The sequence below is a fragment of the Halorussus rarus genome (genome assembly GCF_003369835.1).
GTDB classification, from domain to species: domain Archaea; phylum Halobacteriota; class Halobacteria; order Halobacteriales; family Haladaptataceae; genus Halorussus; species Halorussus rarus.
The window spans coordinates 147,607-171,746 of sequence record NZ_QPMJ01000002.1; the positions used below are offsets into that span (position 1 = coordinate 147,607).

30 protein-coding genes are annotated in these 24,140 nt (G+C 69.6%); 15 read left to right on the top strand and 15 right to left on the bottom strand.

The features are described 5' to 3' along the window. Positions 1-209: 209 nt before the first annotated feature. The gene (locus tag DVR07_RS09010; protein ID WP_115796537.1) at positions 210-1,586 is read right to left on the bottom strand and encodes an arylsulfotransferase family protein; all 1,377 of its coding nucleotides are present in this window, start codon (positions 1,584-1,586) and stop codon (positions 210-212) included. A 71-nt stretch (positions 1,587-1,657) separates the two neighbouring features. On the opposite strand from DVR07_RS09010, the gene DVR07_RS09015 reads away from it, so the two are divergent. Beyond that, a complete protein-coding gene (locus DVR07_RS09015; protein WP_115796539.1) occupies positions 1,658-2,320 on the top strand; it encodes a 2,5-diamino-6-(ribosylamino)-4(3H)-pyrimidinone 5'-phosphate reductase in 663 nt (220 codons plus the stop codon). Positions 2,321-2,447: 127 nt separating this feature from the next. Here the strand turns inward: DVR07_RS09015 and DVR07_RS21475 are convergent, their stop codons facing one another. Both DVR07_RS21475 and DVR07_RS09020 read right to left on the bottom strand, forming a co-directional pair. Next, positions 2,448-2,603 (bottom strand): hypothetical protein, encoded by a 156-nt coding sequence (locus DVR07_RS21475; RefSeq protein ID WP_162829492.1) that lies wholly within the window; start codon positions 2,601-2,603, stop codon positions 2,448-2,450. Between the two features lie 198 nt (positions 2,604-2,801). Beyond that, positions 2,802-3,101, bottom strand: coding sequence for a DUF7545 family protein (locus DVR07_RS09020; protein ID WP_115796542.1), 300 nt, complete (start codon positions 3,099-3,101; stop codon positions 2,802-2,804). A gap of 104 nt (positions 3,102-3,205) precedes the next feature. On the opposite strand from DVR07_RS09020, the gene DVR07_RS09025 reads away from it, so the two are divergent. After that, positions 3,206-3,781 carry a TetR/AcrR family transcriptional regulator gene (locus DVR07_RS09025; RefSeq protein ID WP_115796544.1) on the top strand — a complete coding sequence of 192 codons (576 nt, stop codon included), beginning with the start codon at positions 3,206-3,208 and terminating at the stop codon, positions 3,779-3,781. Continuing rightward, the gene (locus DVR07_RS09030; protein WP_115796545.1) at positions 3,778-5,268 is read left to right on the top strand and encodes an MATE family efflux transporter; all 1,491 of its coding nucleotides are present in this window, start codon (positions 3,778-3,780) and stop codon (positions 5,266-5,268) included. Before DVR07_RS09025 ends, DVR07_RS09030 begins: the two co-directional genes overlap by 4 nt. A gap of 110 nt (positions 5,269-5,378) precedes the next feature. Here the strand turns inward: DVR07_RS09030 and trxB are convergent, their stop codons facing one another. Further along, entirely contained in the window at positions 5,379-6,710 is a 1,332-nt protein-coding gene (trxB, locus tag DVR07_RS09035; protein ID WP_115796547.1) for a thioredoxin-disulfide reductase, read from the bottom strand. A 165-nt stretch (positions 6,711-6,875) separates the two neighbouring features. On the opposite strand from trxB, the gene DVR07_RS09040 reads away from it, so the two are divergent. From DVR07_RS09040 to DVR07_RS09055, 4 genes are all read left to right on the top strand, one after another. Then, a complete protein-coding gene (locus DVR07_RS09040; RefSeq protein ID WP_115796549.1) occupies positions 6,876-7,160 on the top strand; it encodes a DUF357 domain-containing protein in 285 nt (94 codons plus the stop codon). A 108-nt stretch (positions 7,161-7,268) separates the two neighbouring features. Further along, positions 7,269-7,544 (top strand): ArsR/SmtB family transcription factor, encoded by a 276-nt coding sequence (locus tag DVR07_RS09045; protein WP_115796551.1) that lies wholly within the window; start codon positions 7,269-7,271, stop codon positions 7,542-7,544. A gap of 54 nt (positions 7,545-7,598) precedes the next feature. Beyond that, positions 7,599-7,901 (top strand): hypothetical protein, encoded by a 303-nt coding sequence (locus DVR07_RS09050; RefSeq protein ID WP_115796553.1) that lies wholly within the window; start codon positions 7,599-7,601, stop codon positions 7,899-7,901. A 98-nt stretch (positions 7,902-7,999) separates the two neighbouring features. Continuing rightward, complete coding sequence (locus tag DVR07_RS09055) at positions 8,000-8,557, top strand: COG4315 family predicted lipoprotein (RefSeq protein WP_115796554.1); 558 nt, start codon at positions 8,000-8,002, stop codon at positions 8,555-8,557. Between the two features lie 105 nt (positions 8,558-8,662). Here DVR07_RS09055 and DVR07_RS09060 read toward each other — a convergent pair whose 3' ends face one another. Both DVR07_RS09060 and DVR07_RS09065 read right to left on the bottom strand, forming a co-directional pair. After that, on the bottom strand, positions 8,663-9,412 hold the full coding sequence (locus tag DVR07_RS09060) for a hypothetical protein (RefSeq protein WP_115796556.1): 750 nt from the start codon (positions 9,410-9,412) through the stop codon (positions 8,663-8,665). 75 nt (positions 9,413-9,487) lie between these two features. Then, positions 9,488-10,693, bottom strand: a complete 1,206-nt coding sequence (locus tag DVR07_RS09065; RefSeq protein ID WP_115796558.1) for a putative manganese transporter — start codon at positions 10,691-10,693, stop codon at positions 9,488-9,490. A 162-nt stretch (positions 10,694-10,855) separates the two neighbouring features. On the opposite strand from DVR07_RS09065, the gene DVR07_RS09070 reads away from it, so the two are divergent. After that, positions 10,856-11,035 (top strand): DUF7836 family putative zinc-binding protein, encoded by a 180-nt coding sequence (locus DVR07_RS09070; protein WP_115796560.1) that lies wholly within the window; start codon positions 10,856-10,858, stop codon positions 11,033-11,035. A gap of 45 nt (positions 11,036-11,080) precedes the next feature. Here the strand turns inward: DVR07_RS09070 and DVR07_RS09075 are convergent, their stop codons facing one another. Next, complete coding sequence (locus tag DVR07_RS09075; RefSeq protein WP_115796562.1) at positions 11,081-11,488, bottom strand: translation initiation factor IF-2 subunit beta; 408 nt, start codon at positions 11,486-11,488, stop codon at positions 11,081-11,083. Between the two features lie 239 nt (positions 11,489-11,727). On the opposite strand from DVR07_RS09075, the gene DVR07_RS09080 reads away from it, so the two are divergent. Then, positions 11,728-11,967 carry a UPF0058 family protein gene (locus DVR07_RS09080; RefSeq protein WP_115796564.1) on the top strand — a complete coding sequence of 80 codons (240 nt, stop codon included), beginning with the start codon at positions 11,728-11,730 and terminating at the stop codon, positions 11,965-11,967. A 278-nt stretch (positions 11,968-12,245) separates the two neighbouring features. On the opposite strand, the gene DVR07_RS09085 is transcribed toward DVR07_RS09080, so the two are convergent. Continuing rightward, complete coding sequence (locus DVR07_RS09085; protein ID WP_115796566.1) at positions 12,246-12,701, bottom strand: DUF555 domain-containing protein; 456 nt, start codon at positions 12,699-12,701, stop codon at positions 12,246-12,248. A gap of 87 nt (positions 12,702-12,788) precedes the next feature. On the opposite strand from DVR07_RS09085, the gene DVR07_RS09090 reads away from it, so the two are divergent. Continuing rightward, a complete protein-coding gene (locus DVR07_RS09090) occupies positions 12,789-13,694 on the top strand; it encodes a DNA-3-methyladenine glycosylase family protein (RefSeq protein ID WP_115796568.1) in 906 nt (301 codons plus the stop codon). A gap of 76 nt (positions 13,695-13,770) precedes the next feature. Here the strand turns inward: DVR07_RS09090 and DVR07_RS09095 are convergent, their stop codons facing one another. Further along, on the bottom strand, positions 13,771-14,940 hold the full coding sequence (locus tag DVR07_RS09095; protein WP_115796570.1) for a zinc-dependent alcohol dehydrogenase: 1,170 nt from the start codon (positions 14,938-14,940) through the stop codon (positions 13,771-13,773). Next, a complete protein-coding gene (locus tag DVR07_RS09100; protein WP_115796572.1) occupies positions 14,937-15,608 on the bottom strand; it encodes an SRPBCC family protein in 672 nt (223 codons plus the stop codon). Before DVR07_RS09100 ends, DVR07_RS09095 begins: the two co-directional genes overlap by 4 nt. 247 nt (positions 15,609-15,855) lie before the next feature. On the opposite strand from DVR07_RS09100, the gene DVR07_RS09105 reads away from it, so the two are divergent. After that, positions 15,856-16,152 (top strand): acylphosphatase, encoded by a 297-nt coding sequence (locus tag DVR07_RS09105; RefSeq protein WP_115796575.1) that lies wholly within the window; start codon positions 15,856-15,858, stop codon positions 16,150-16,152. Positions 16,153-16,245: 93 nt separating this feature from the next. Further along, complete coding sequence (locus DVR07_RS09110; RefSeq protein ID WP_115796577.1) at positions 16,246-16,674, top strand: hypothetical protein; 429 nt, start codon at positions 16,246-16,248, stop codon at positions 16,672-16,674. 20 nt (positions 16,675-16,694) lie between these two features. On the opposite strand, the gene DVR07_RS09115 is transcribed toward DVR07_RS09110, so the two are convergent. Continuing rightward, entirely contained in the window at positions 16,695-18,026 is a 1,332-nt protein-coding gene (locus tag DVR07_RS09115; RefSeq protein WP_115796579.1) for a hypothetical protein, read from the bottom strand. 203 nt (positions 18,027-18,229) lie between these two features. Between DVR07_RS09115 and DVR07_RS09120 the strand changes: the two genes are divergently transcribed. Continuing rightward, positions 18,230-19,672 (top strand): NAD(P)H-hydrate epimerase, encoded by a 1,443-nt coding sequence (locus tag DVR07_RS09120; RefSeq protein WP_115796581.1) that lies wholly within the window; start codon positions 18,230-18,232, stop codon positions 19,670-19,672. After that, positions 19,665-20,228, top strand: coding sequence for a cyclic pyranopterin monophosphate synthase MoaC (moaC, locus tag DVR07_RS09125; RefSeq protein ID WP_115796583.1), 564 nt, complete (start codon positions 19,665-19,667; stop codon positions 20,226-20,228). Before DVR07_RS09120 ends, moaC begins: the two co-directional genes overlap by 8 nt. Before the next feature lie 57 nt (positions 20,229-20,285). Here moaC and DVR07_RS09130 read toward each other — a convergent pair whose 3' ends face one another. From DVR07_RS09130 to DVR07_RS09140, 3 genes are all read right to left on the bottom strand, one after another. Further along, complete coding sequence (locus tag DVR07_RS09130) at positions 20,286-20,636, bottom strand: hypothetical protein (protein ID WP_162829493.1); 351 nt, start codon at positions 20,634-20,636, stop codon at positions 20,286-20,288. 296 nt (positions 20,637-20,932) lie between these two features. Then, positions 20,933-22,228, bottom strand: coding sequence for a GTPase HflX (hflX, locus tag DVR07_RS09135; RefSeq protein WP_115796587.1), 1,296 nt, complete (start codon positions 22,226-22,228; stop codon positions 20,933-20,935). Then, positions 22,225-22,581 (bottom strand): DUF2209 family protein, encoded by a 357-nt coding sequence (locus DVR07_RS09140; protein WP_115796589.1) that lies wholly within the window; start codon positions 22,579-22,581, stop codon positions 22,225-22,227. The genes hflX and DVR07_RS09140 overlap by 4 nt, the downstream gene beginning before the upstream one ends. Before the next feature lie 262 nt (positions 22,582-22,843). On the opposite strand from DVR07_RS09140, the gene DVR07_RS09145 reads away from it, so the two are divergent. Next, positions 22,844-23,164, top strand: coding sequence for an FUN14 domain-containing protein (locus tag DVR07_RS09145; protein WP_115796591.1), 321 nt, complete (start codon positions 22,844-22,846; stop codon positions 23,162-23,164). A 77-nt stretch (positions 23,165-23,241) separates the two neighbouring features. Here DVR07_RS09145 and DVR07_RS09150 read toward each other — a convergent pair whose 3' ends face one another. Further along, on the bottom strand, positions 23,242-23,967 hold the full coding sequence (locus DVR07_RS09150; RefSeq protein ID WP_115796592.1) for a ribosome assembly factor SBDS: 726 nt from the start codon (positions 23,965-23,967) through the stop codon (positions 23,242-23,244). Between the last annotated feature and the right edge of the window lie 173 nt (positions 23,968-24,140).

Genomic DNA, 24,140 nt, shown 5'->3' on the forward strand with positions numbered 1-24,140 from the left:
GACGGATTAAAAGTGTTCGTTACGGGAGTCGAACGGGGAGTCGGCCGAGGATACCAAGGCAGGAGACCAACAGTGTGAAAGGCGAAAGACTAGGGGATTCGGTTTTCGAAAGCGCGCGGCCCTTTCAGTCCCACCCTAGCGGCCGGTCGGGCGGCGCTACTGTCGAGAAGTCGGCCGGAGTGAATTACGAGTAGAGTAGAATCTGCGAGTCACCGCAACCGGACCGGCCACCGGAACGACACCGACAGCGAGGAGTTGCGGTACTCGACGACGGCCCACGCCAGCAGCGTCACGACCAGCAGTACCGCGACCACCGCGTCCCACAGCCCCATCCAGACCGGGAGGACGAACGCGATGCTGTTGAGGACCTTCCGGGGCGTGAACCCGGCGACCGAAGTCTCGATTCGCGCGCCGTCCTCGACCGCGCCCCGCGACCGGAGGTCGGCCGCCCGGGCGCTCGGCCCGCCGGCGCTCTCGTCGCCCGTGCCGAGCCGTTCGAGTTCGTACGGGGCGTAGAAGGAGGCGTTCCAGACGACGTCGCCCTCTCGGTCGACCTCCAGCACGCGGTGGGCGTTGGTGTCGGCGATGAGCGTGTGGCCGTTCGGCAGGCGGTCGGCGTCCCGCGGCCACTTCATCCGGTCGTCCGACCAGACCCAGGTCCGGTTCCACTCGCCGTCGGCCGACGCGGCCGACGAGGCTCGCGAACCGTTCGTTCGCTCACCCCCGTCTTCGCGCTGGTACTCGATCACGCGGTCGTTGAGCGAGTCGGCGACCACGACCGCCGGCCCGCCCATCGACTCGTTGATGTAGTCGGGGTTGTGCTGCTCGTAGAGGACGCTGTGGGCGCCGTCGGCCCCGAGCGTCCAGTCCTCCTGCACCCCGGTCCGGCGGTCGATGAACACCACCGAGTCCTGGTTCCGGAGGCTGGTCATGATGCGGCCGTCGTCGAGTCTTTCGACGTCGTTGAGGTGGGCCCAGTCGGCCGGGTAGGCGCCGCCGCCGGAGATGGGGTAGGCCTGCTTCGTCGACCACTCCCAGGTCGTCATCCCGGTCGTGGTGTTGACGACGTACACCTCGTCGGTGTTGATGGCCCCGACCAGCAGACGGTGCTCACCGAGGCGGTCGACGTCGTGCCAGTTCGCCCCGCGGTCGGCCGGGATGATGCGCGAGTAGATGCGCTCGACCTGGCCCGTCGTGAGGTTGACGCGCTCGACCGCCGAGACGGTGCACTTCGCGTTGCAGTCGTCGCCCGCGTAGTTGCGCTCGGCGACGTACTCGACGGTCATCCGGGTCCCCTTTACGGGGTCGACGTCGAAGTAGCCGTGGAACGTGTCGTTGTGGTACAGGACCCTGCCGCTCGGCCCGAACGCGACCAGTGCCGCCGACTCGCCCTTCATGCCGTGGCCCGCGACCACGGTGACGTTCTCGCGGGGCGGGACGACAGGAACGCGCTCGTCGACCGGGAGCTGGGCCTGTCGCTCGTAGCTCGCCACCGCGGCGCCCGCGGGCGAGGAGGCGTAGCTGTAGCCGAGCGTCCCGGCGCAGAGGACCGCGACCAGGGCGAACGCGACGCGATACCGACGCACGTCTGAACGTACGCTCTCGGAGACATAAATCGACCGAAAGCGGTATTCCGCGGCGCCGACAACTCGCGGCTATGCGAGTGGTCGTCAACGCCGCGATGAGCGCCGACGGCAAGCTCTCCTCGCGCCGGCGCGAGCAGATCGCCATCTCCGGCCCGGACGACTTCGACCGGGTCGACGCGCTCCGGGCCGGCAGCGACGCCGTGCTGGTCGGGGTCGGCACGGTGCTGGCCGACGACCCCCACCTCACCCTCGACGACCCCGAGCGGCAGGCCGCCCGCCGCGACCGCGACGAGCCGGCCCAGCCCGCCCGCGTGATCGCCGACTCCCGGGCGCGGACGCCGACCGACGCCCGCGTGCTGGACGACGCCGCGACCACCTACGTCCTCATCGCGGAGGCCGCCCCGGCCGACCGGGTCGAGGCGCTGGAGGCGGCTGGGGCGCGACTCGTCACCGCGGGCGAGGAGCGGGTCGATCTGTCCGGCGCGCTCGCGTCGCTGGAGCGGGAGGGCGTCGACCAGTTGATGGTCGAGGGCGGCGGCGAGCTCATCTTCTCGCTGTTCGAGGAGAGTCTGGCCGACGAACTCCGCGTGTTCGTCGGCTCGACGATAATCGGCGGGCGAGACGCTCCGACGCTGGCCGACGGCGATGGGTTCGTCGCCGAGTTCCCGGACCTGGACCTCCGGGACGTCGAGCGGGTCGACGACGGCGTGCTGCTCCGGTATGCAGTGGAGTGATAGGGCCGGTCGTAATCCCGTAACGGACCGAGTGAGTCGTCGGGTCGTGTCGCGCTGGAGACGCGGGAGAGGACGAACCGGTGCTGTAGGTAGTTTCAACCGACCCTACGGGTCGTAAACGGGCGGGTCACTCCTCGACCCGCTCGACCGCGAGCGTGTGGCCGGTCCGCTGGCCGTGGTCGATGAGCACGTCGGCGGGCTTCCGACCGTCCTCGACGCACGTGACCCGCTCGAACGTGCAGTCCTGGCAGCGAACGCGCATCCGGGTTCCGTTCTCTCCCATCTTTCCGTTTCCTTTATGTAAATCTCGCGTGCGCGATGGGAATCGCTGTTGCCTGGTATAGTAGCCGCTTTATCACGGTCGGCGGAACCGAGTCGACGAGAACCGCCCCGCGACCGGATCGACGATTTCGATTGGCTTAGGCGGGCAAGACGGGCAGTGCACTCCGAAAACGCTGGGTCGGGGTCGGTTCGGACCTCCTCAGTGGGAGTGGCCGGTCATCTCGTCGAACGACTGGCCGAACCGCTCCTCGAACAGTTCCATCGCCTTCTCCTCGTCGGCCAGTACCGACTCGTCGGGCTCCTGGGGCGCGTGGTGGACCAGCGCGTGGGCCTGCTGGGCGAACGACAGCATGGCCAGGTCGCCGAGCACTTCGGGGTCGGTCTCGGAGTCGTCCTCGCGGAGCATGTCCAGAATCCCGGTCGGGAGCGTCAGTTCCTCGGCGTCGCCGTCGGGCGACTCGATGGTGTACGTCGCGGTCTCGGCCTCGTTGTCGGTCATACCATCCCTTCTGCGGGCGGACGTAAAGAAGTGCGGATGTCCGTCGGTGTGATATTTCGGTTCGCAACGTTTTTGACTGACCGGTCAGTAAGTTACGGCAGAGAATGGACGAAGAGACGTTCGAAGAGATGATGGGCGCGACGTACCGGGCCCTCTGCGAGCACGGCTACGCCGACATGACGATGCGCCGCATCGCCGACGAATCGACGCTGTCGAAGGCGACGTACCACTACCACTACGACACGAAGGAGGAGCTGCTGAACGCGTTCCTCGACCACCTGATCGAGAAGTTCGAGCGCCGACTGGCCGCCGACTCGAGCGACCCGGGCGAGCGGCTCGACACCTTCCTCGACGCGATCTTCGCGCCGGCCGAGGACACCTCCCCCGTCGCGCTGATGGAGCTGAAGGCCCAGGCGCCCTACCACGACGCCTACCGCGAGCGGTTCGTCCGAATGGACGAGCGGATGCGAGAGTTCGTCGCCGACGCGGTCCGGGACGGCGTCGAGTCGGGCCGGTTCGACGAGGCCGACCCCGAGGAGGCCGCCCGGTTCGTCGTCACCGCGATAAACGGGGCGCACGCTCGCGAGGTCGCACTCGGCGAGGAGCCGGGAGAGACCCGACAGCTCGCCGAGCGCTACCTGGAACGCCAGCTCGGCCGGACGCCGGAGGTGGTCGCGTGAGCCTCTTCAAGGGCCAGGAGGAACTCGACCTCACCGAGGGCGGCATCGTCCGGCCGCTGCTCTTCCTCTCGCTGCCCATCGTCGTCACGAACCTGATGCAGACGGCGTACAACCTGGCCGACACCTTCTGGCTCGGCCGGTACTCGACCGACGCGCTCGCGGCCATCAGCTTCGCGTTCCCGATGGTGTTCCTGCTCATCTCGCTCGGGACGGGGCTGTCGGTCGCCGGGAGCGTGCTGGTGGCCCAGCACACCGGCGCCGGCGAGGACGAGAAGGCCGAGTACGCCGCCTCCCAGACCGTCTCGTTCGCGTTCCTCGCGTCGGTGCTGCTCGGCGTAATCGGCTTCCCGTTCGTGCGGCCGTTCCTCGACTTCCTCGGGGCGTCGCCCGACGTGCTGCCCGGCGCGACCGCCTACATGCAGGTCGTCGCGCTCGGCCTGCCGTTCATGTTCGGGTTCTTCGTGTTCATCTCGCTCATGCGGGGCGCGGGCGACACGCTCACCCCCATGTTCGTGATGTTTGGGACGGTCGTGCTCAACGTCGCGCTCGATCCGTTCCTCATCAACGGCTGGACGCTGGTCGAGCACGCCCCGCTTGTCGGCACCGTCGCGTTCCCGGAACTCGGCATCCAGGGCGCCGCCATCGCCACCGTCTTCTCCCGGAGCGTCGCGATGCTCGTCGGCGTCGCGATCATGCTCTCGGGGAGCCGGGGCATCCAGATCCACCTGCGGGACATGCGGCCGAACCTCCAGTACCTCCGGAAGCTGCTGTCCATCGGCGTCCCGGCCAGCGTCGAGGGCACCGGTCGAGCGCTCTCGATAAACGCGCTGCTGCTCATCGTCGGCACGTTCCCGACGACGGTCGTCGCGGCCTACGGCATCGGCACGCGGGTCTTCTCGGTCATCTTCCTCCCGGCCATCGCGGTCGCCCGCGGGGTCGAGACGATGACCGGCCAGAACATCGGCGCGGGCAAGTACGACCGGGCGGCGCAGGCCAACTACATCGCGGCCAAGGCCATGTTCGTCGTCCTCTCCGTAGCGGGCGTGCTCATCTTCCTCGTCCCGACGCCCATCGTCGCGGCGTTCACCGACGACCCCGCGGTGCTCGACGAGGGCGCGACCTTCCTGCGGTACGTGGCGCTCTCGTTCGGCTTCATCGGCATCATGCGGGCGTTCACCGGGGGCTTCCGCGGCGCGGGCAAGACGCTGGTGGCGGCCGCCATCTCGGTCGTGACGCTGGCCGGCATCCGGCTCCCGGTGGCGTACGTCGCCTCGCAGTTCCGGCTCTCGATCCCGTTCGTCCCTTCCGACGCCGTCTTCGGCGTCCGGGGCATCTGGGTCGCGTTCTTCGTCTCGAACGTCGCCGGCGCGGTCATCGCGTACCTGTGGTTCTCCAGCGGCGCGTGGCGCGGGGGCGACGTCCGAGGCGCACCCGGACCGGGACCGGTGGAGGGCGACGACGGCGAACCGGCGGTCTCGGACGACTGACGCGGCGCTTCGCGATACTTTTCGATGGGGTCCGGCTCCTCCGGTGAGCGAGCGACCGACGAGCGAGAGCACAGACCGAAGCAGCAGAAAGACGGAAGAAGCGAGTCGGCTCAGTCGTCGCTCGCGGCGGCCTCTGTCGCGCCGGACTCGGCCTCGACCGCCTCGGTCTCGAGGTAGTCGTCGGCGTCGAGCGCGGCCTTGCAGCCCATCCCCGCGGCGGTCACGGCCTGCTGGTAGTGGTAGTCGACCACGTCGCCGGCGCCGAAGATGCCGGGCACGCCGGTCTCCGTCTGGCCGCCTCCCTTGCCGCCCTCGGTCTGGATGTAGCCGGCCTCGTCCATCTCGACGTCGGTGCCCTCGAGGTAGTCGGTGTTGGGGGTGTGGCCGATGGCGAGGAACACGGCGCCGACGTCCATCTCGAACTCCTCCGTTTCGGGGTCGTCGAGCCTGTCGGTGGGGTAGCCCTCGGGGTGGCGGACGAGGTCGACGGTGTCGACGCCCTCCTCCGCCGAGCCGTGTATCTCGGTCACCTCGGCGTTCCTGACGATCTCGATCTCGCCCTCGTCGACCTTCTCCTGGACCCGGTCGATCCAGTAGTCCTCGGCGCGGAACTCCTCGCGGCGGTGGACCAGGTACACCTTCGAGGCGAACTTGGTGAGGAAGTTCGCCTCCTCCATCGCGGCGTCGCCGCCGCCGACGACCAGCATCTCCTCGTCCCGGAAGAACGCGCCGTCGCAGGTCGCGCACGTCGAGACGCCGTAGCCCATCAGATCGTCCTCGCCGGGGATGCCCAGCGTCCGGGCGCTCGCGCCCGAGGCGGCGATGAACGCGTCGGCGGTGTACACGTCCCCGTTCGAGAGCTCGATCCGATAGGGCCGCGAGGAGTCGTCGACGTCCTCGATGACGCCGTTCTCGATCTCGGCGCCGAACCGCTCGGCCTGCTCCTTCATGTTGTTGATGAGGTCGGGGCCGCTGATGCCCTCGGGGAAGCCGGGGTAGTTCTCGACGTCGGTGGTGAGCGTGAGCTGGCCGCCGGGCTCGTCGCCCTCGAACACGAGGGGGTCGTTGTTCGACCGGGCGGCGTAGATGGCCGCGGTCAGCCCCGCGATGCCGCTGCCGGAGATGACGAGCCGGCGGTGCTCGACGTCGCCCGGCGCCTCGCCGCCGTCGGCGGCCGCGATGCCGAGCTTCTCGTCGAGCTCGCCCGCCTCGTCGAGCGCCTGGGTGTCGTCCCAGCCGCCGACGAGCTCGTCGTCGACGAACACCTCGGGGGCGGTCTGGCGGCCGTCGGCCCGCTCGACCATCTCGTCGAACAGCTCCTCGTCGCCGGTCACGTTGTACGTCTCGTAGTCGACGCCCTTCGCGTCGAAGAGGTCCTTGGCCTTCTCGCAGTACGGACAGTTCTCCTTCGTGTAGATCTCCACGCGCGGGTGTTCGCTCATGGTGCAATATTGCGACCGGGGAGGTATTTAGCTTGTGTTGTGGCCCCGACTTTCCGCTATCTCGGCCGACGCCGCCGTCGAAAAGTAGGTCGAACAGTGGCGGTCGCCGCTTCCGCGGTCCCGGCACCCGAAGCCCTTACACGCCGGCCGAGCCTCGGGTCCGACATGACCGCCGACCTCGAAGAGAAGACCGACCGCTACGAGGGGCTGCTCGCCGAGGCGCTCGACGCGACCGAGATCGCCCCGCCCGAGGACACCCCGATGGGAGAGGCCGCGGCCGAGTGCCTGGAGATGGCCGCGTCGTACCTCGACGACGGCCGCCACTTCCGCGAGGACGGCGACCCCGTGAACGCGCTGGCGGCGTTCTCGTACGGCCACGCCTGGCTCGACGCGGGCGCTCGCGTGGGGCTCTTTGACGTCCCTCGCGAGGGCCACCTCTTCACCGTCTGAGCGGGGTCGTCGCGGGCGGGCCGCCCGTGACGTCGGTCCGGGACCGGGCCGCCGGTTGGCGAGCGCCCGGCGGAGCGCTTACGGTCCGGGTCCGTGTCAGTTCCACTGATGGAGGGCGTCCTCTGGTACGTGCTCGCCGGGACCCGGGGCGGGACCAACCGGGCGCGCATCCTCCGGGCGCTCGACGACCGGCCGCGGAACCCGAACCAGCTCGCCGAGGACCTCGACCTCGACTACAAGACGGTCCGGCACCACCTCGACGTGCTGACGGACAACGACGTGGTCCGCAACTCCGGCGACGACTACGGCGCGGTCTACCTGCCGACCGAGCGGGTCCGCGACCACTGGGACACCGTCGAGGAGATCGTCGCGGAGGTCGAGTAGTATGGCCGGATTTGGGAAAGCGTATAACTGCGAGCGGTGGCAACGGAGGGGCAGATGTCGCTCTGGGTAGACGTCGCGGAGGCCGCGGCGGTGCTGAACGTCGCGGTCCTCGCGGGACTGGTCGGCGTGTGGGCCCGGAGCTACCGGCGGCTCGGGTCCAAGCACGCGCTCGGCCTGCTCGTGTTCGGGGGGTTCCTGCTGGCCGAGAACCTCCTCTGGGTGTACGCCTACTCGTTCGACGCCGGGTTCCACGCCTGGCTCTACGAGGGGACTCCGTTCACCCGACAGGCGATGCTCGGACTGTGCGTCCTCGAATCGGTCGCCCTGCTGGTCCTCGCGTGGGTGACGTGGGACTGACGCCCCCGAGGCGCTGCGGTCCGAGGTGGTCGAATCCGGGCGGAATTTGGGCCGGAGTTCGGAAAACGGTCTTTGCGACCGCCGTGGCACGGCTTAGCATGCCACCGTCGAGACGTACGCTGTTACGGGCGTCGGCGCTCGGCTTCGCGGGTTCCGTCGCCGGGTGCGCGGGCGCGAGCGAGAACCGCCAGGAGACCGAAACTACCGGGGGACAGACCCAGACGACGGGGGACGGTTCGTCCCCCTTCACGGTCCAGGTGACGACGCACCCGGACCACGGGGTCATCCTCACGGGCGGCGAGGGGATGACCCTCTATCGGTTCACGCAGGACGAGGGGACCGAGAGCACGTGTTACGACCAGTGCGCCGAGGCGTGGCCGCCCCTGACCGTCGAGGGGTCGCCGACCGTCCCCGACGGACTGCCGGGGGAGTTCGGCACGACCGAACGGCGGGACGGGTCGACGCAGGTAACGTACGAGGGCACGCCGCTGTACTACTGGCAGAACGACGAGGAACCGGGCGACGCCACCGGTCACGGGGTCAACGACGTCTGGTTCGCGGTGAATCCGGCCTGTCCCGGCGGGGTCGGAACCGCCACCGGAGCCACGACGACGGAGGATAGCGGAGATGGCGGTGGCGGCGCCGGTCCGTACTGAGACCGGGGAGCGTCAGCTCACCGGTGCACTTCTCGGCGAGAGTACCCCAAGCGACGGCGAAAAGACGAGTCTGTTCTCGGGACGAGACGGTGATCGACCCGATTCTCAGTGCGACGACGGGCGGTGCTCGGTGTCGCGCTCGCCGCCGTGACCGCGCCGGCTGCCGTACCGACGGTCGCGCTCGCTGGTGCCCGCCTCGCCGCCGTGGCGGTGCTCGCGCTCGCCGCCGGTCCCTTCCCGGAACGTCGAGTCGCTCGGGTTGGCGTGGTGGGAGGCCTCGCCGCGCTGGCCGGTTATCCGGCCCGAGACGCCCTGCTGGCTGTGGCTGCCGCGCTGGCTGCCTTCCTCGGTTCGGCCGTGCTCGTGGCTCTCGCGGCCGCGCTGTTCGCTGCGCTGGCCGTGCTGACTCTCGCCGCTTCTTCGTCGGTCGCGCTCGCTCAGTTCATCGGTCCCGCCGCCGGTCGACCGGTAGTTCTCCGTTCCCGGGCTCCGGGACGACCCGGAGTCGTTCGCGCCGCGGCTCCCGTACCGGTTGGTGTGGCCGCGCTCGTCGTCGCCGGCGTTGTTTTCCCGCTGGCCCGCGGTGCGGCCGTGTTCTCGGCCCTGCCCGCGCTCCCTGTCGTGGCTGCCCCGCGTTCGGGAGTGAGCCTCCTCGGCGAGTCGCTCGTAGTCGCGGTCGGACGGAGAGCCCTCCCCGCCGTGGTGGTGGTGATGATGGTGGTGATGGTGCTGGTCGCCCTCGTCGCGGTCGCCCTCGAGCTCCGTCCAGTCGGCGTGATCGGTCTCGCGGCTCTCGTGGAGCCCGCCCTCGTTCGCTTCCTCGCGCCGGCGTTGCGGATCGTGTCGATTGGCCATGTTCAGAACCCCCGGTGGAGGTTGCCCGAGAACGTCCTTGGACCTGATGGCTGCCTCGCCAAGCAGGTCGGTCCCCTACCCGAGTACGCCGAAGCCGAACATCGGTCCGAACACCAGGTGGAGCGCGACTCCGACGACTAGCGCCGGCAACGTAGTGTAGATGGAGGCCACCACGGCCGCGGTCTTGTCGACGGCCAGCAGCGGGAACAGCGCGTCGCCGTCCTGGCTGATGGCGTTGGCCGTCAGCGCCGAGAAGGGTATCGCCCCCTCGGCGTAGACGCCCGCGAGGACGATCTGGGGGCCGCAGCCCGGAATCAGTCCCACCAGCGCGCCCGCGACCGGGGCGAGCAGTCCCGCGGCCGCGGCGAGCGCGCCCACGTCGACCCCGAGCAGGACGACGCCGTACTCGTAGAGCAGGTACGCCGCCAGCACCCAGACGGTGACGAAGCTCGTCTCCATGGCGGCGTGGACCAGCGCGTCGTAGGCGTCGGCGAACGACTCGCGGGCCCGGCCCACGTGGCCGTCGCCCAGATAGCGCCGCCCGACGAAGTAGAGGTAGAACGACAGCGTCGTCCCGGTGATGCCGACCACGGTGAACAGCCCGGCGAACGAGGCGCCGACCTCGAGCGGAACCTCGGGCGCGCCGGCGAGCAGGTAGGTGACCCCGAGCGCGAGCGCGGCGACCGCCGCGACCCACCAGAGCGCGTGGGCCGCGTGGGAGAGCAGCGTCAGCAGGGGCGATTCGCGAGCGGGCTCGTCGCTGGAGTGGCAGACGGCGTCGCCCTCGAAGTCGTGCGGCCCGGTCGCCGGGTTCCCGCTCGCCATCGCACCGCCGTCGGTCGCGGCCCGGTCGATGCGCCGGACCGCGGCGTCGACCCGTCCGACGCCGACGCCGTAGCGGTCGATGACGTAGCCCGAGACTACCGCAGTCCCGAAGGCGACACCGTAGGCGTACACCGCGGCCTCCGGGGCGAGCGCCAGGATGACGAACGCCGAGTCGCCCGCGGTGGCGATGAGGGTTGCGACCACGGTGCCGAAGCTGACGGTCCCGCGGACGTACAGCGGCATCATCACGATGGCGCCCCCGCAGCCGGGCGTCAGTCCCATCGCCGCCCCGACCAGCGGCTGGATCCGTTCGTTCTCGCTCAGCCGGTCGACCAGCGCGCCGCCGGTGCGGTACTGGACGAGGCTGAACAGCAGGACCGTCACCGCGACGAACGCGCTGACCTGGACGTAACCGTCTCTGACCGACGCGACGAAGATATCGACGAATTCGGCCATCTCACGGTCCCTCCTCGGAGACAGGTCCGTCAGCCGACGGCGATTTAGACATATCTAAATTCTAGTTTAGCCCTATGAGAGTTATAGTTTTCGGCGGATGGTTTCCACGGGTCGGAATCGTGCGACAACTTTTTTCAGGCAGGCACGCGCATGCTTCGGGGTATGAACGAGACGTACGTGCGACTGGTCTGTCCTGAATGCGGCAAGGACTGGGAGGAGTCGCCGGACGACCTGCCGGCCCACGACGCGACGTTCCACTGCCCGAACTGTCACGCCGGTCGCCGGACGGCGGAGTTCATGCGCACCGAGCGCGACCTCGAGACGCTGAAGCAGTTCCAGTGACCGTACCGGCGACGCCCGAGATCTGACGACAGGGAGAACCGATACTCAGGCGCTGGTCGCGGAGCGAGCGCCGCACGCCTCGCACCGAAGCAGCACCGCACCCTGTTCTCGCTCGAGGCGGGTGTCCGGGAGCCCGCACTCCGAACAGAGCACGTAGGCCTCGGTGTACTCCTCGACGGCGTCCTCGATCCGCCGTCGGCCGAACTCCCCGGTCAGCCGGGCGCGACCGCTCTCGTCGATGTGGGCGCTGGTGCCGAGCTCGTCCTGGAGGAACTTCAGGACGTGGTCACCGTCGCGCCCGAGCCGGTCGAGGATCTCCTGGAAGTTCTCGAAGACGGTGACGTTCCCCTCCTGGCGCACGTCGACGTCCGGAACCGCGAACCGGTCCCCGTCGCCGTCGATCTCGGGGGTCGCGTCCATCGCGCGTTCGAGGTGGTCGTCGTAGCTCTCCATGTGTCGGCTAAGGGTCGCAATCGGATAAAAATCTTTCAGAGTCCCGGGGAGACCGGCGAGCCCGGCCGCTCGGTTGCGGCCGATCGTGCAACGAATGGAACGGTTCGAAACGGTCCGGCAATCTCGTCTTACGGACTCTTGTGCCGAATTACGGCGTTAGCGGCGGGAGAAATCCGTACTCCGTGTTAACGGGGCTCAAGATAATACTATAACCCTGCAACTGTTAGCCTCGTTTGCTTATGAAGAAGCAGGAGCTCATCCACCTTCACGGCCTTCTGGCAGAGGTCGGGAACTACTTCGAGGAGGAGAACAGCACCGACATCGACCTTTCGGAGTACGACTCGCTGGGTGTACGACCGACTTCTATCCACAAGTCCAAGACCGACCACAAGGCGGCAGTGTTCGCGATGGCGAACGCGATCACAGCCGAGATGACCGAAGCCGAGGCGGACGAGAAAGTCCCCGCCAAGGCCGACTGAACTGCGGACGACGCTTCCTCGAACTGTCGATACGGACCCGGGAGAGCCGTCTCCCCTTCGAGCTACGCTCGGATCGGTCACCCGGGTAATCTCCGTTACCGACCCCTCTTCTCCTTCGAACGACCAATATCGGACGAGTATCGAACAGTTCCTGCCGGGGAAGGTACTTCGACCCGGCCGCCCGAGGCGGGCCGAGGCGACGCCGACGAGCCGAGAACGCTGCGAGGATAGACGTGCCCGTCACGCCGCCCGAAGGCGAATGCTGGCAGAGTTGCTGGTCACTCGATGAGGTCCTCGAACTCCGGGAGGACTTCGTCGTCTTCGTCGCGGTCGCTCGTGCTCTCCGACTCGACCTCCACGTCGTCGGTGTCGTCGTCGGCCGCTTCCTCCTCTTCGTCCTCGACCACCTCGACTTCGAGGACGGTCAGGGGGATGTTCTCGAGGCGCTGGCCGATCTCCTTGCGGGCGATGCGCGAGGCGTGCTCCTCGCGTTCGACGTTGAACACCGTCATCTCCAGTTCCAGCGCCACGAGGCTCTCGTCGGCCGCGATGAACGCCGGTTCGAGCTCCTCCCCGCAGTGCGGGCAGGACCGCTCCCCCATGTTTATCTCGACGTAGTTGAGGTCGGGGTTGAGCAACTCTCCGGTCTTGGAGATCGCGATGCGGACTGCCTCGTCCGGGGTCTCCACGTCGTAGACCGGAACTGCGGCTTCCACGACAACTCTGCAGTTCATGGGCAGGGTAGAGGTAGGAGCGCCAACAGTATCAAGGTTAGCCCCGAAACGAAAGGCTTCCACCGACGCGGCCCCTTCGCTCCGTCGATGGATTCGGGTTCGATTCCCGTCGACGACCTCTCCGGGGGCCTCGACCTGCAAGCGACGCTCGAGAGCGGCCAGACGTTCCTCTGGCGGCGCGACGACGGCCGCACCTACGAGGCGGCCGACCCCACCGGCGGGTCGGCCTGGTACCGCACCGTGGTCGGGGGCCACGCCGACGGCCCGGCCGACGTGGTCCGGGTGCGCCAGCGCGACGGGCTCCTGGAGTGGGAGGCCACGACCGACGCCGACCCGCTGCTCGCCGAGCGACTCCGACTCGACGACGACCTGCCCGCCGTCTTCGAGCGCATTCCCGACGACGGCCTGCTCGCCGAGGCCCGGGAGGCGTATTCCGGGCTGCGCATCGTCAGCGACCCGTTCTTCCCCTGCCTGGTCTCGTTCATCTGCTCGGCCCAGATGCGGGTCGAGCGCATCCACGGGATGCAGACCGCGCTCGCCCGCGAGTTCGGCGAGACCGTCCGTGTCGACGGCGAGACGTACCACGCCTACCCGACCCCCGAGCGACTCGCGGCCGCGACCGAAGACGAACTCCGAGAACTGGGCCTGGGCTACCGCGCGCCGTACGTCAAGCGCTCGGCGGAACTGGTCGCCTCCGGCGAGGCCACGGCCGACGACGTCCGGGGGCTCGATTACGAGGACGCGCGCGACGCGATGCAGGCGTTCGTCGGCGTCGGCGACAAAGTGGCCGACTGCGTGCTGATGTTCTCGCTGGGCTACCTGGAGGCGGTCCCGCTCGACACCTGGATTCAGCGGGCCATCGCCGAGCACTACCCCCACTGCGAGAAGGGGTCGTACGCCGAGACCGCCGACGCCATCCGCGCGGAGTTCGGCGGCGAGTACGCCGGCTACGCTCAGACCTACGTGTTCCACTACCTCCGGACGCGGGGGTAGCGGTCTCCTCCGGACGCGACGGTGGGCGCCGACCGGGAGGCCGAGCGGTCGGGGGCGTCCGACGGCTCCGCCGACCTCAGGGCGCGAACACGGCCCGGACGCAGCCGTCCTCCTTCTCCCGGAACATCTCGTAGCCGCGGGGCGCCTCTTCGAGCGAGAACTCGTGGGTCGCCAGGTACGAGGGGTCCATCTCGCCCTCGGCGACGTGGTCGAGCAGTTCCGGCACGTACCGCTGGCCGTGCTGCTGGGCGGTCCGGACGGTCAGCCCCTTGTTCATCGCGATGCCCAGCGGGAACTTGTCCATCACGCCGTAGACCCCCAGGATGGACAGCGTGCCGCCCTTCCGGCAGGCCACCATCGCCTGCCGGAGCGCCTCGCCCCGGTCGGTCTGGAGCCGCATCGCCTGCTTGGCTCTGTCGTAGGCGTGCTGGACGCCGGTGCCGTGGGCCTCCATCCCGACCGCGTCGATGCAGGCGTCGGGGCCCCGGCCGCCGGTCAGCGATTTCAGCTCGTCGACGACGCTGTCGACCGCGGTGTAGTCGATGGTCACCGAGCCGGCCTCCTCGCGGGCCAGCCGGAGTCGCTCGGGGAACCGGTCGATGCCGACGACCTGCTCGGCGCCCATCAGGGCGGCGCTCTGCTGTGCCATCAGCCCGACGCCGCCGCAGCCCCAGACAGCGACGGTATCCCCCTCCTCGATGTCGCAGAAGTCCGCGCCCATGTAGCCGGTCGGCCAGGCGTCAGAGGCGAACAGCGCCTGCTCGTCGCTCAGGTCGTCGGGCACCCGGAAGCAGTTGGACTCGGCGTGGGGAACCCGGACGTACTCGGCGTGCGAGCCGGCGTAGCCGCCGAAAGCGTGGGTGTAGCCGTAGATTCCCGCGGTCGGGTAGCCCAGGATCGGCTCCTGGAGCTCCGGGTTCGGGTTCGTGTTGTCGCAGAGCGACCACTCGTCGGCTCGGCAGTGGCCGCAGTTGCCACAGCCCACGAACGACGGGACGACCACGCGGTCGCCGGCCTCGACCGACTCGACCTTCCGGCCGGTCTCGGCGACCGTCCCCATGAACTCGTGGCCGATGACGTCGCCCTCGCGCATCGTCGGCAGGTAGCCGTCGATGAAGTGGAGGTCCGACCCGCAGGTCGTCGTCAGCCCGACCTCCAGCACCGCGTCGCGCGGGCTGACGATCTCGGGGTCCGGTACCGTCTCGACACGGAGGTCCTCGACGCCCTCCCAGCAGAGCGCCCTCACACCCAATCACCCCGGCCCCGGCCGGAAGGGTTGCGTTCGAGCGTCGGGATCTCGCCCGTCTCGGCCAGGCTCTTGAACCGGTAGAGCGCCTTGCTCGCCAGCGCCTCGGGCACGACGCCCATCAGTCCCATCGCGGTCCGGCCGACCCGACCGCCGGGCGGGTCGACGCGCAGCCGCAGGGTCACCTCGGTCCCGCGGTCGCCCGGGGCCGACCGGAAGTGGACCGACCCCTCGTTCGGGACGGTCGCGTCGTCGTTCGACCGCCAGCGAAGGAGCTCGCCGGGTCGGTCCTCGACGAGTTCGGTCTCCCACCCGATCTGCCGGCCGAGCGGAGCGGCCACCGACCAGCGGTAGCGGTCCTCGCCGGCCGCCGTCACCTCGGCGAACGGCCCCATAATCTCGTCGAGTCGGTCGGCGTCCCGCCAGTAGCCGTAGAGCTCGTCGGCCGACAGCCCGACGGTGACCGACCGCTCGACCGCGGTCGGGTCGGACGGCGCTCCGGGCTCCGCGTCGGTGTCGGCGGGCTCGGTCGCCGGCGTCGGCTCACCGGCCGTGGCGGACTCGCCTCCGTCGCTGCCGTCGTCCCGGAGCTCCCGGTACAGCAGCCAGCCGCCGGCGAGCGCCAGGGCCGCGCCGCCGAGCGACCGCCGCCGGAGGCCGGCGCTCACGAGCGTCCCACCGACCGCCGCGGCGGCCAGCCGTCTGCCGCGGCTCGCGTTCGGTCTCGCGGCACGCTCCGTCCTCTCTCCCCCAGTGGTACTCTGTGGCAAACGGTGATTCCCCCACGCAGTGGTTGCGCGACTGGCCATTGTATCTTGTGCCCGGGATCGTCGGACCGGCAACGCCAATCGGGACGATAGCCGACTCTCCGACCAAATCCCCTTAAGGTAGAACGCCGAACCACCGCGCAGAACGATGGCAGACGACACCCAGAGCGGGGACCGAACCCGCGCGCACGTCTTCGTCTCCGGCGAGGTACAGGGCGTCTACTACCGGGCCAACACCCGCGACACCGCCCGGGAGGAGGGCGTCGACGGCTGGGTCCGGAACCTCGACGACGGCCGGGTCGAGGCGGTCTTCGAGGGGCCCGCGGACGCGGTGGAGTCGCTGGTCGAGTGGTGCCACACCGGGAGCCCCGCCGCGGACGTCGACGACGTCGAGGTCGAGTACGGAGAGCCCGAGGACGAGGACGGCTTCCGCGTCCGGCGGTAGGTCGGAGACGCTCGGCCGGTTTCCTCGGGGACCGCACCGCCGGCGCGGACGGCACGGCTTTCCGCGTCAGTCCCGTACCGCTTCCGACCGCTCATGCGCGAGAACGCGCCCGAGCTCGGCGTCGGAGTGCGAGGCGCCGACACCGAATCGCTGCCACAGGGGGCCGCGGGGGCCGGAACCGACCCCGGTGACCAGCTGGTGCTGCGGGTCGCCGTCCCGGTCGTCAACCCGCAGTCGACCTCCGGGGACTCGATGGTGGACGGCGACGCCATCGTCGGCCGGATACCGGTCGCGAACGCCGACACGCCCTGCGCCGACGACCTGCTCGACGCGGCCGCGGTCACCGTCCTCGAGGAGCGCGTGACGGCGTACTACCCCCGGGACGACGAGGTGGTCGCGCTCGTCCGGGAGGCGGCGACCGACGACTGGCGGTGCGAGTCGTGGGACGCCGACGGCGAGTTCGAGCTCATGTCCGGAAGAAGAGACGAGGGCGAGGCAATTCTCTGGGAGCCGGGGGAATAGCAACCGAGTCCGGCCGATTCTCAGTACGGACGACCGCTCGCGTCGCCCCGACCGCGGTCGTCCTCGCCTCGCCGGTCGAAACGGTCGCTCCCGGTCGTCCTGTTCCGGCCGACGTCACCGGACCGGGACTCGTCGACGGTGCCGGACCGGGACTGGTCGAACCCGATGTCCGGGGCCCGGCGCTGCTCCTCCGAGGTCATGCCGAAGTCCGGCTGCTCGGTCCGCTGGCTCCCGCCGGTGGACTCGTTCCCCCGGTGGTCGGGTCCGCGATTCTCGGTCGGCCGGGACTCGCCGCCTCCTGTCTCGCCGCCCCGCTGGCCGCGACTCCGCCGGTAGCCCTGGCCGTACCGCCGTCCGCCGTTGCGGCCCTGCGACTGGCGCCCCTCCGTCCGACCGCTGCCCGACTGTCGGCCCGTAGTCCGGCCGGTCGTCGGCTGTCGGTCCGAACTCCGGGAACCCCGGGTCTGCTGGCTCTGGGCCCGCTGTCCCTGGGTCTGCCGACCCTGGCTCCGGGAGGTGCGCGGCGACTGGCCGCCCGACTGGCGGTTCTCCGTCCCCTGGCTCTGCGATTGGTCGGTCTCGGTCCCGAGCTGGCTCCGCTCCTGCCAGGACTCCTGAGTGTCGCTCCGGGACAGTCGGTCGGGACCGCGCTCGGTCTGCTGCTGGGCCTGCTCCAGTCGCTGGGAGTAGGGCAGCTGGGTGTCAGTGGTCCCTCCCGCGCCCTCGTCGGTCGGCTGCTGGTGGCCCTGCTTCGGCTGCGTGGGCCCGGGCGACGGCTCCTCTGACTGCCGGCCGGACGAGTCCTGCTGGCTCTGCGAAGTTCGCTGGTGCGACGAGCCCTGCGGTTCGCCCGAGAATCGCGTTCCGCTGGACCGCTGGCCGCCGTACTGCTGGGTGCCGGTTTGTTGGGAGCCCGTTTGCTGGATGTCGGACCGCTGAGTACCGTACTGCTGGGTCCCGGGCTGCTGTTGGCCCCGGTCACCGGCCTGCTGGTGACCTCGTCCACCGGTCCGTTCCTGCTGCGAGAACTGCTGGCCGCCCTGTGGCGGCCCGGCGTGGCTCTGCGAGTGGCGCGAGTCCCCGCCGTACTCGAGCGCGTGACGGCTTCCCTGGGACGGCTGCTGGCCCGACCCCGACCGGGACTCCTGTGGCGCCCCCGCCGGAATCAGGGCCTCCTCGCCCTGCATCCGCTGTTTGACCTCCCGCTCGACTTGCTCGGGACTCCGGTCGTCGTCCCGGCGTTGCTGGCTCTGCCGCCGCTCGTCGCGGCCTCGGCTCCCGTATCGTCGTTCTGGGTGTTGTTCCTCGCGTCGTTCCTCGCGGCCTCCCTGTCGGTATCGGTCGTGTGCCATGGAAATCTCCCCGCCGGACTTCGTCTCGCGAGTTCCTTATCCGTGCTGGCCGGGGCGATTCAACCCCGCCGTACCGAACATCCAACCGGTCTCCGAGCGCGTATTTTCCGCTCGTTGATGAGTGGGCCGGTGCGGTCGCCGGGCGGAACGCCCCGACGCGCCCGACGACAGGACTTAACGCGCTCCCGGTCCAACGCACGCCCATGATCACGGCAGACCGGATGGCCCAGGTCGACGCGAACGCGGCCGCCCTCGGCGTGCCGCGCAAGCAGTTGATGGAGTCGAGCGGCAACGCCGTGGCCCGCGAGGTCCGCGAGGCCGCCGCCCCCGGCGCGCGGGTGGCCGTCGTCGCCGGCCGCGGGAACAACGGCGGCGACGCCTTCGTGGCGGTCCGCTTTCTGAGCGAGTACGACACCTCCGTCCACCTGCTCGGCCGCGAGGAGACCATCGCGACCGACATCGCCAGCGAGAACTGGGACGCGCTCCGGCGGGGCGAGTACGACATCGAGACCGTCGACGACTCCAGAGACTTCGAGGTGCCCGACTGCGACGTCGTCGTCGACGCCATGCTCGGCACCGGCGTGACGGGCGCGCTCCGCGAACCCGAGGCCACTGCCGCCGAGCGGATCAACGAATCCGACGCCACCGTCGTCGCGGTCGACGTCCCCTCCGGCGTGAACGCCGACACCGGCGAAGCAGCGGGCGCCGCGGTCGAGGCCGACCGCGTGGTCACCTTCCACGACCAGAAACCCGGCCTCGACGATCTCGACGCCGAAGTCACCGTCGCGGACATCGGCATCCCCGCCGCGGCCGAGCGCCTCGTGGGGCCGGGCGACCTCCGGCCGGTACGGGAGGGGACCAAGGCCGAGGACGCCCGCGCCTACGTCATCGGCGGCGGCCCGTACACCGGCGCGCCGGCGCTGGCTGCCCAGGCCGCGCTCCGGACCGGCGCGGACCTCTCGTTCGTCGCGGCGCCCGACCCGGTCGCGCCCCAGATACAGGGCTACGCCGAGGACCTCATCGTCCAGTCGTACGACGGCGACCACCTCTCGCCCGAGCAGGTGCCCGACCTCGTCGACACCGCCGAGAGCTACGACGACGTGGTCGTCATCGGGCCGGGGCTGGGCAGCGCCGACGAGACAGTCGAGGCGGCCGAGCGGTTTCTCGCGGAGTTCTCCGGCCGGGCGGTCGTCGACGCCGACGCGCTCGAAGTCGTGCCCGAGGTCGACACCGACGCGACGCTGGTCTGCACGCCCAACCGCAAGGAGCTCGCGAAGATGGGCGGTCCGGAGGTCGAGAGCGCCGACGCCCTCCGCGAGCGCGCCGACGAGATCGAGGCGTTCGCCGCCGACCTCGGCCACGTCGTGCTGGCGAAGGCGAAGGACGACGTCGTCACGGACGGCGAGCGCACCCGCGTCTCGACCGCGGGCACGCCCGGCATGAGCGTCGGCGGGACCGGCGACACGCTCGCGGGCACCACCGCCGGCCTGCTGGCGACCCACGACCCGTTCCGGTCGGCGTGCATGGCGGCGTACGCCAACGGCCGGGCGGCCGAGCTGCTGGACGAGGACAGACACGACGGGCTGCTGGCGTCGGACCTGCTCGACGCGCTTCCGCGGGCGCTGTGGGGTGGCGACGATGAGTGAGGACGACGATAGCAGGGCGCGAAGCGCCTCGGACGATTCGAGCGGGCAGGGCCCGCGAGAAGAAGCCGCCGGAGGCGGCGACGCCGAGCTCACCCACACCGACGAGGAGGGCGACGTCCAGATGGTCGACGTGGGCGACAAGCCCGACACCGCCCGCCGGGCGGTCGCCGCCGGAGAGATCAACCTCCGGCCCGAGACGGTCGAGGCCATCCGCGACGACGAGGTCGCCAAGGGCGACGTGCTGGCGACCGCTCGCGTCGGCGCGGTCCAGGCGGTCAAGCACACCTGGGAGACGATCCCCATGTGCCACCAGATTCCCATCACCAACGTCGAGACGGAGTTCGAGCTGTTCGCCGACCGGGTCACGCTCGAGGTCGCGGTCGAGACCACCGGCAAGACAGGCTGCGAGATGGAGGCGCTGGAGGGCGTGAGTACCGGCCTGAACGTGGTGTGGGACATGGTGAAGGCCGCCGAGAAGGACGAGGACGGCCAGTACCCCGACACCGCCGTCGACCGCGTCCGGGTGGTCGAGAAGACGAAGCGGAAGATAGAGTGACCGAGCGGAGGATGGAGTAGCCGAGGCGGAGAACCGGCCGGGCGACGGATCCCTCCCTCACCGCTGGCGCCCGCCGCGTTCGTGCTCCCCGCCGTCTTCGTCGTTCTCCCGCCGGTCCTCCCGGCGGTCGCGCCAGGTCTCGTCCGCCTCCGCTTCGTCGCTGTTCTCCCGGTAGCGGATCTCCTCGTCGAGCGTGCCCGGGAGGTCTGGGGGCCGCTCCCGCTCGCGGCGCCGCGCCCGGCGTGCGTCGTACCAGTGGCCGACGCTCGCCGCGGCGAACAGCGCCACGATGACCGCGCCGGCGGCTGTCGGCGAGAGGTCGCCGAACGGCGGCACGTCGGCCATCATCAGTGCGAGCAGGACGGTCGAGATCGCGGTCAGCGCGAGGTACACTCGGTGCCACGCCACCCGCGTTCTTTGTCGTGTGCCCCCCATCGTCTCTGAGCGGCGCGGTCGGCGCGGGCGCTCCGATGTCGGTCGCGCTGGCCGCCTGCCGTATGTCTCTGACGGCCGGTCGTACTTTGTTATTCGCGTCGTTTCCGCCGCCCGTCTCGACGCAATCAGCGATCCGCCGACCGGGGCGCCGCCGGCGAGTCGCGCGTATCGACTGTTACGGCCGGACAAACCCGCACTGAACGTGTGTTTAGCGACGGTTATCGACGATACGGTCCGGGTAGCGCGCGGTAACGAGGATTGGGTTCGAGTTAGGCCGACGGTACGCTGGCGAGTTCGCCGGCCTTGGCCCGGGACCGCTCGACGATGGAGGGCCGGGCCTCGAAGTCCACGACCACCTCGTCGTCGGCGTAGGTCACGTCGTTGACCCGGGCGTGGTCGTGGACCCACGAGACGACGCTCATGGTGTCGTCGGTCATCGGCAGGACGAGCCGCTCTCGCTGCCAGTCGGGGAGTTCGGCGTCGATGCGCGTGCGCAGGCCCTCCAGATTGAGCTGCTCCATCCCGGAGACGGCGATGGGATCGGGCGCGAGTGCCGAGAGCGCCTCGGTCTTCTCGGCGAGCTCGTCGTCGCTCACCGCGTCGATCTTGTTCAGGACCGTCACAATGGGCGCCTCGTTGCGCTCGTAGAGCGTGTCGTGGCTGGTGATGAGCTTCTCGCGGATCTCCTCGACGGGCTCGCTGACGTCCACGACGAGCAGCACCAGGTCGGCGTGGTACACCGCGTCGAGCGTCGACTTGAACGACTCGACCAGCCAGTGGGGCAGGTCGGAGATGAACCCGACCGTGTCGGTGAGCAGGACGTCCCTGCGATCCATGTCCATCCGGCGGGTGGTCGTCCCCAGGGTGGTGAACAGTCGGTCCTGGGCCTCCGCCGTCGTGTCGAGGTCGGGGTGGAGCTCCTCGTTCTCGCCGAGCTCGAGGTCGGCCGCCAGGCTCTGCATCAGCGTCGACTTGCCGGCGTTGGTGTAGCCCGCCATCGCCACCAGGTCGAACCCCGACTCGCGGCGGCGGTCCCGCCGGTCGGCCTCGGTCCGGGCGATGGAGTCCAGCTCGTCCTTGATCCGGCTGATCTGGTCCTTGATGTCCTGCTCGCGGCTCTCGTCGTACTCGCCCAGCCCCATGAACCCCGGCCGCTCGTCGCGCTTGGCGAGGCTGGTCTTGGCCTCGGCCCGCGGGAGCTCGTACCGGAGCTCGGCCAGCTCGACCTGGAGCTGGGCCTTCCGGGTCTGGGCGCGCTGGCCGAATATCTCGAGGATGAGCCGGAACCGGTCGATCACTCTGGTGTCCTCGGGGAGCCGCTGGCCCAGGTTGAACGTCTGGTACGGGCCCAGTTCGTTGTCGAAGATGACCAGGTCGGCGCCCGTCTCGGCGACCGCGCGACCGATCTCGTCGGCCTTCCCCTCGCCCACCTGGAGCGCGGGGTCCTCCTTGCGCGACTGGGTGAACTCGGCCGCGACCTCGTAGCCCGCCGCGCGGGCGAGGTCGCGTATCTCTTCGGTGTCTGGCGTGCCGGTGTCGACTCGCTTTGCGATTATCGCTTTCATAGGAACAGTTTGCGGGCGGCGTACGCGGCGTGGTGTGCGGCCTGCACGGTCTCGCGTTCGGCTATACTCTCGACGTACTTGAAGCTCGGGCCGAGGAACTGCTCTACCCTGAAATCGGGCTCCTCGTAGAACTCGCCCTGCTCGGCGACCACGGGGCCCTCCGGCGGGGTTGGCAGTTCGACCACCGCGTCGGCGACGACCTGGGCCGCGCGCTCGAAGGTCGGCGGGTTGCGACTCGTGGCGAACCCCATCCCCTCGACCGACTCCAGTCTGGCAGTGCCGACGCTGGCGTGGACGGCCGCCGCCACCATCAGGTACTCGCCCGACTCCTCGTGACGGCCGCTGATGTCCACGCCGACGACGCTAGCCTCGCCGGGCCTTCACCTCGGTTTCCGCACCCACGATGCCCATGTGCGGCCATACGACCCCGTACCTTTTGAATGATGCGCCGGATTCAGGGTCCGGTCCACCGCGGATTCCCCGAGCCGGGTCGTTGCGCAGTCCTCTCAGAACTCCGTCGACTTCCGCCGTAGAATGAACCGATCGCTCGGTTCGGTTCAACGCCGGGTCGTGATTACCACAAGAGTCTTATCCCACCGCTGTGGGGATGGTCGTATGCCCCTGCCGATAGACCCCCAGCAACTCGGACTCGAGTTCGGGTCCGGGGCCGTCGTCGGCGGCGTCATCGGCTTCGCCGCCAAGAAGGTGGCGAAGCTGATCGCCGTCATCGTCGGCCTCGAACTGGCCCTCTTCAAGTTCCTCGAGTCGAGAGAGATCCTGACCGTCGACTGGAACCGGCTCACCGCGGGCGTGCTGCAGGCGGGCGAGACGGCCCAGAGCGGCGCGCCGCCGTCGTGGGTGACGACCATCCTCTCGACCCTCTCGGTCGGCGCCGGCTTCACCGGCGGCTTCCTGCTCGGCTTCCGGAAGGGATAGCTCGACGGACCGCCCCGCTTTTCGCGTTCCCCGTCCGTCCGACTCGAATCGCCTGCTGACCGTTTCCTCACCGAGTCCTACCGCGTGCTGAGCTCGTCCTCGTCCTTGATGATGCGAGTCTCGGCCTCGCCGCTGGTGTGCTCGTTCACGAGGTCGTAGAACTCGTTCTGCATCCCGGCCGGGAACGTGAGCACGCCGACCCAGCCGCCGTCGTTCTGCCACTCCTCGCGCTCGAGGTCGCCGAACTGCCGGATCTTGGCCTGGGCGCTGCCGGCGTAGTCGGCCGGCACCTGGACCGCGACGGTCACCTCGTCGAACCGGATGGGGATGACCGGCCGGAGCGCGTCGAGCGCCTCGTCGACCTGGGTCTCGACCGGCTCCATCGGGTCGACCCGGAAGTCGGTCTCCTCCAGCGCCGACTCGATGCGCTCGGGCGGGTGGGGCGCGTTGTCCATCTGGGGGTTGACCGCGTTCCGGGTGATGCGGTTAACCAGCTGCTTGTGCTTCTGATCCTGCATCTCGCGGCGCTGCTCGGCCGTGATCTGGATCTCCCCGTCCTCGATGACCTGGGGGATGATCTCGAGCGGGTCGGTCGTGCCGAACACCTCTTCGAGCGCCGACTCCGCGGGTCGGTCGCCGCGGCTCGCGTTCTCGAACACGTCCTCGGCCGCGATGACGTCCTCCAGTTCGCCCTCGAACTCGCCGCGCTTGATGGCGAGCGCCGCGTCCGGGTCGACCAGTACCTCGAACCGTTCGCCGTGGGATTCGAGGCGCGCGGTGACCGCCTCTTCGAGTGGTATCATACGGTACGGTAGTGTTCCGCATCTAAAATAGTCTTCCCCACACGCCGCCGGCCGGGGGCGGACGACGGATGCCGAGACGCCGCGACCGGCGGTAGAGTTATTACGGCGGCGTGACAGCTACGACCAACGGCAGGCGACCGATGACCCGCTAACTTCTCCCGGCCGGCGCTCGC

Bases quoted from the DNA above. Each gene is read 5' to 3' on its own strand.
- DVR07_RS09015 (WP_115796539.1), top strand. From the start codon at position 1,658: ATGCGAGTGGTCGTCAACGCCGCGATGAGCGCCGACGGCAAGCTCTCC.
- DVR07_RS21475 (WP_162829492.1), bottom strand. From the start codon at position 2,603: ATGGGAGAGAACGGAACCCGGATGCGCGTTCGCTGCCAGGACTGCACG.
- DVR07_RS09020 (WP_115796542.1), bottom strand. From the start codon at position 3,101: ATGACCGACAACGAGGCCGAGACCGCGACGTACACCATCGAGTCGCCC.
- DVR07_RS09025 (WP_115796544.1), top strand. From the start codon at position 3,206: ATGGACGAAGAGACGTTCGAAGAGATGATGGGCGCGACGTACCGGGCC.
- trxB (WP_115796547.1), bottom strand. From the start codon at position 6,710: ATGAGCGAACACCCGCGCGTGGAGATCTACACGAAGGAGAACTGTCCG.
- DVR07_RS09040 (WP_115796549.1), top strand. From the start codon at position 6,876: ATGACCGCCGACCTCGAAGAGAAGACCGACCGCTACGAGGGGCTGCTC.
- DVR07_RS09045 (WP_115796551.1), top strand. From the start codon at position 7,269: ATGGAGGGCGTCCTCTGGTACGTGCTCGCCGGGACCCGGGGCGGGACC.
- DVR07_RS09050 (WP_115796553.1), top strand. From the start codon at position 7,599: ATGTCGCTCTGGGTAGACGTCGCGGAGGCCGCGGCGGTGCTGAACGTC.
- DVR07_RS09055 (WP_115796554.1), top strand. From the start codon at position 8,000: ATGCCACCGTCGAGACGTACGCTGTTACGGGCGTCGGCGCTCGGCTTC.
- DVR07_RS09060 (WP_115796556.1), bottom strand. From the start codon at position 9,412: ATGGCCAATCGACACGATCCGCAACGCCGGCGCGAGGAAGCGAACGAG.
- DVR07_RS09065 (WP_115796558.1), bottom strand. From the start codon at position 10,693: ATGGCCGAATTCGTCGATATCTTCGTCGCGTCGGTCAGAGACGGTTAC.
- DVR07_RS09070 (WP_115796560.1), top strand. From the start codon at position 10,856: ATGAACGAGACGTACGTGCGACTGGTCTGTCCTGAATGCGGCAAGGAC.
- DVR07_RS09075 (WP_115796562.1), bottom strand. From the start codon at position 11,488: ATGGAGAGCTACGACGACCACCTCGAACGCGCGATGGACGCGACCCCC.
- DVR07_RS09080 (WP_115796564.1), top strand. From the start codon at position 11,728: ATGAAGAAGCAGGAGCTCATCCACCTTCACGGCCTTCTGGCAGAGGTC.
- DVR07_RS09085 (WP_115796566.1), bottom strand. From the start codon at position 12,701: ATGAACTGCAGAGTTGTCGTGGAAGCCGCAGTTCCGGTCTACGACGTG.
- DVR07_RS09090 (WP_115796568.1), top strand. From the start codon at position 12,789: ATGGATTCGGGTTCGATTCCCGTCGACGACCTCTCCGGGGGCCTCGAC.
- DVR07_RS09105 (WP_115796575.1), top strand. From the start codon at position 15,856: ATGGCAGACGACACCCAGAGCGGGGACCGAACCCGCGCGCACGTCTTC.
- DVR07_RS09110 (WP_115796577.1), top strand. From the start codon at position 16,246: ATGCGCGAGAACGCGCCCGAGCTCGGCGTCGGAGTGCGAGGCGCCGAC.
- DVR07_RS09115 (WP_115796579.1), bottom strand. From the start codon at position 18,026: ATGGCACACGACCGATACCGACAGGGAGGCCGCGAGGAACGACGCGAG.
- DVR07_RS09120 (WP_115796581.1), top strand. From the start codon at position 18,230: ATGATCACGGCAGACCGGATGGCCCAGGTCGACGCGAACGCGGCCGCC.
- moaC (WP_115796583.1), top strand. From the start codon at position 19,665: ATGAGTGAGGACGACGATAGCAGGGCGCGAAGCGCCTCGGACGATTCG.
- hflX (WP_115796587.1), bottom strand. From the start codon at position 22,228: ATGAAAGCGATAATCGCAAAGCGAGTCGACACCGGCACGCCAGACACC.
- DVR07_RS09145 (WP_115796591.1), top strand. From the start codon at position 22,844: ATGCCCCTGCCGATAGACCCCCAGCAACTCGGACTCGAGTTCGGGTCC.
- DVR07_RS09150 (WP_115796592.1), bottom strand. From the start codon at position 23,967: ATGATACCACTCGAAGAGGCGGTCACCGCGCGCCTCGAATCCCACGGC.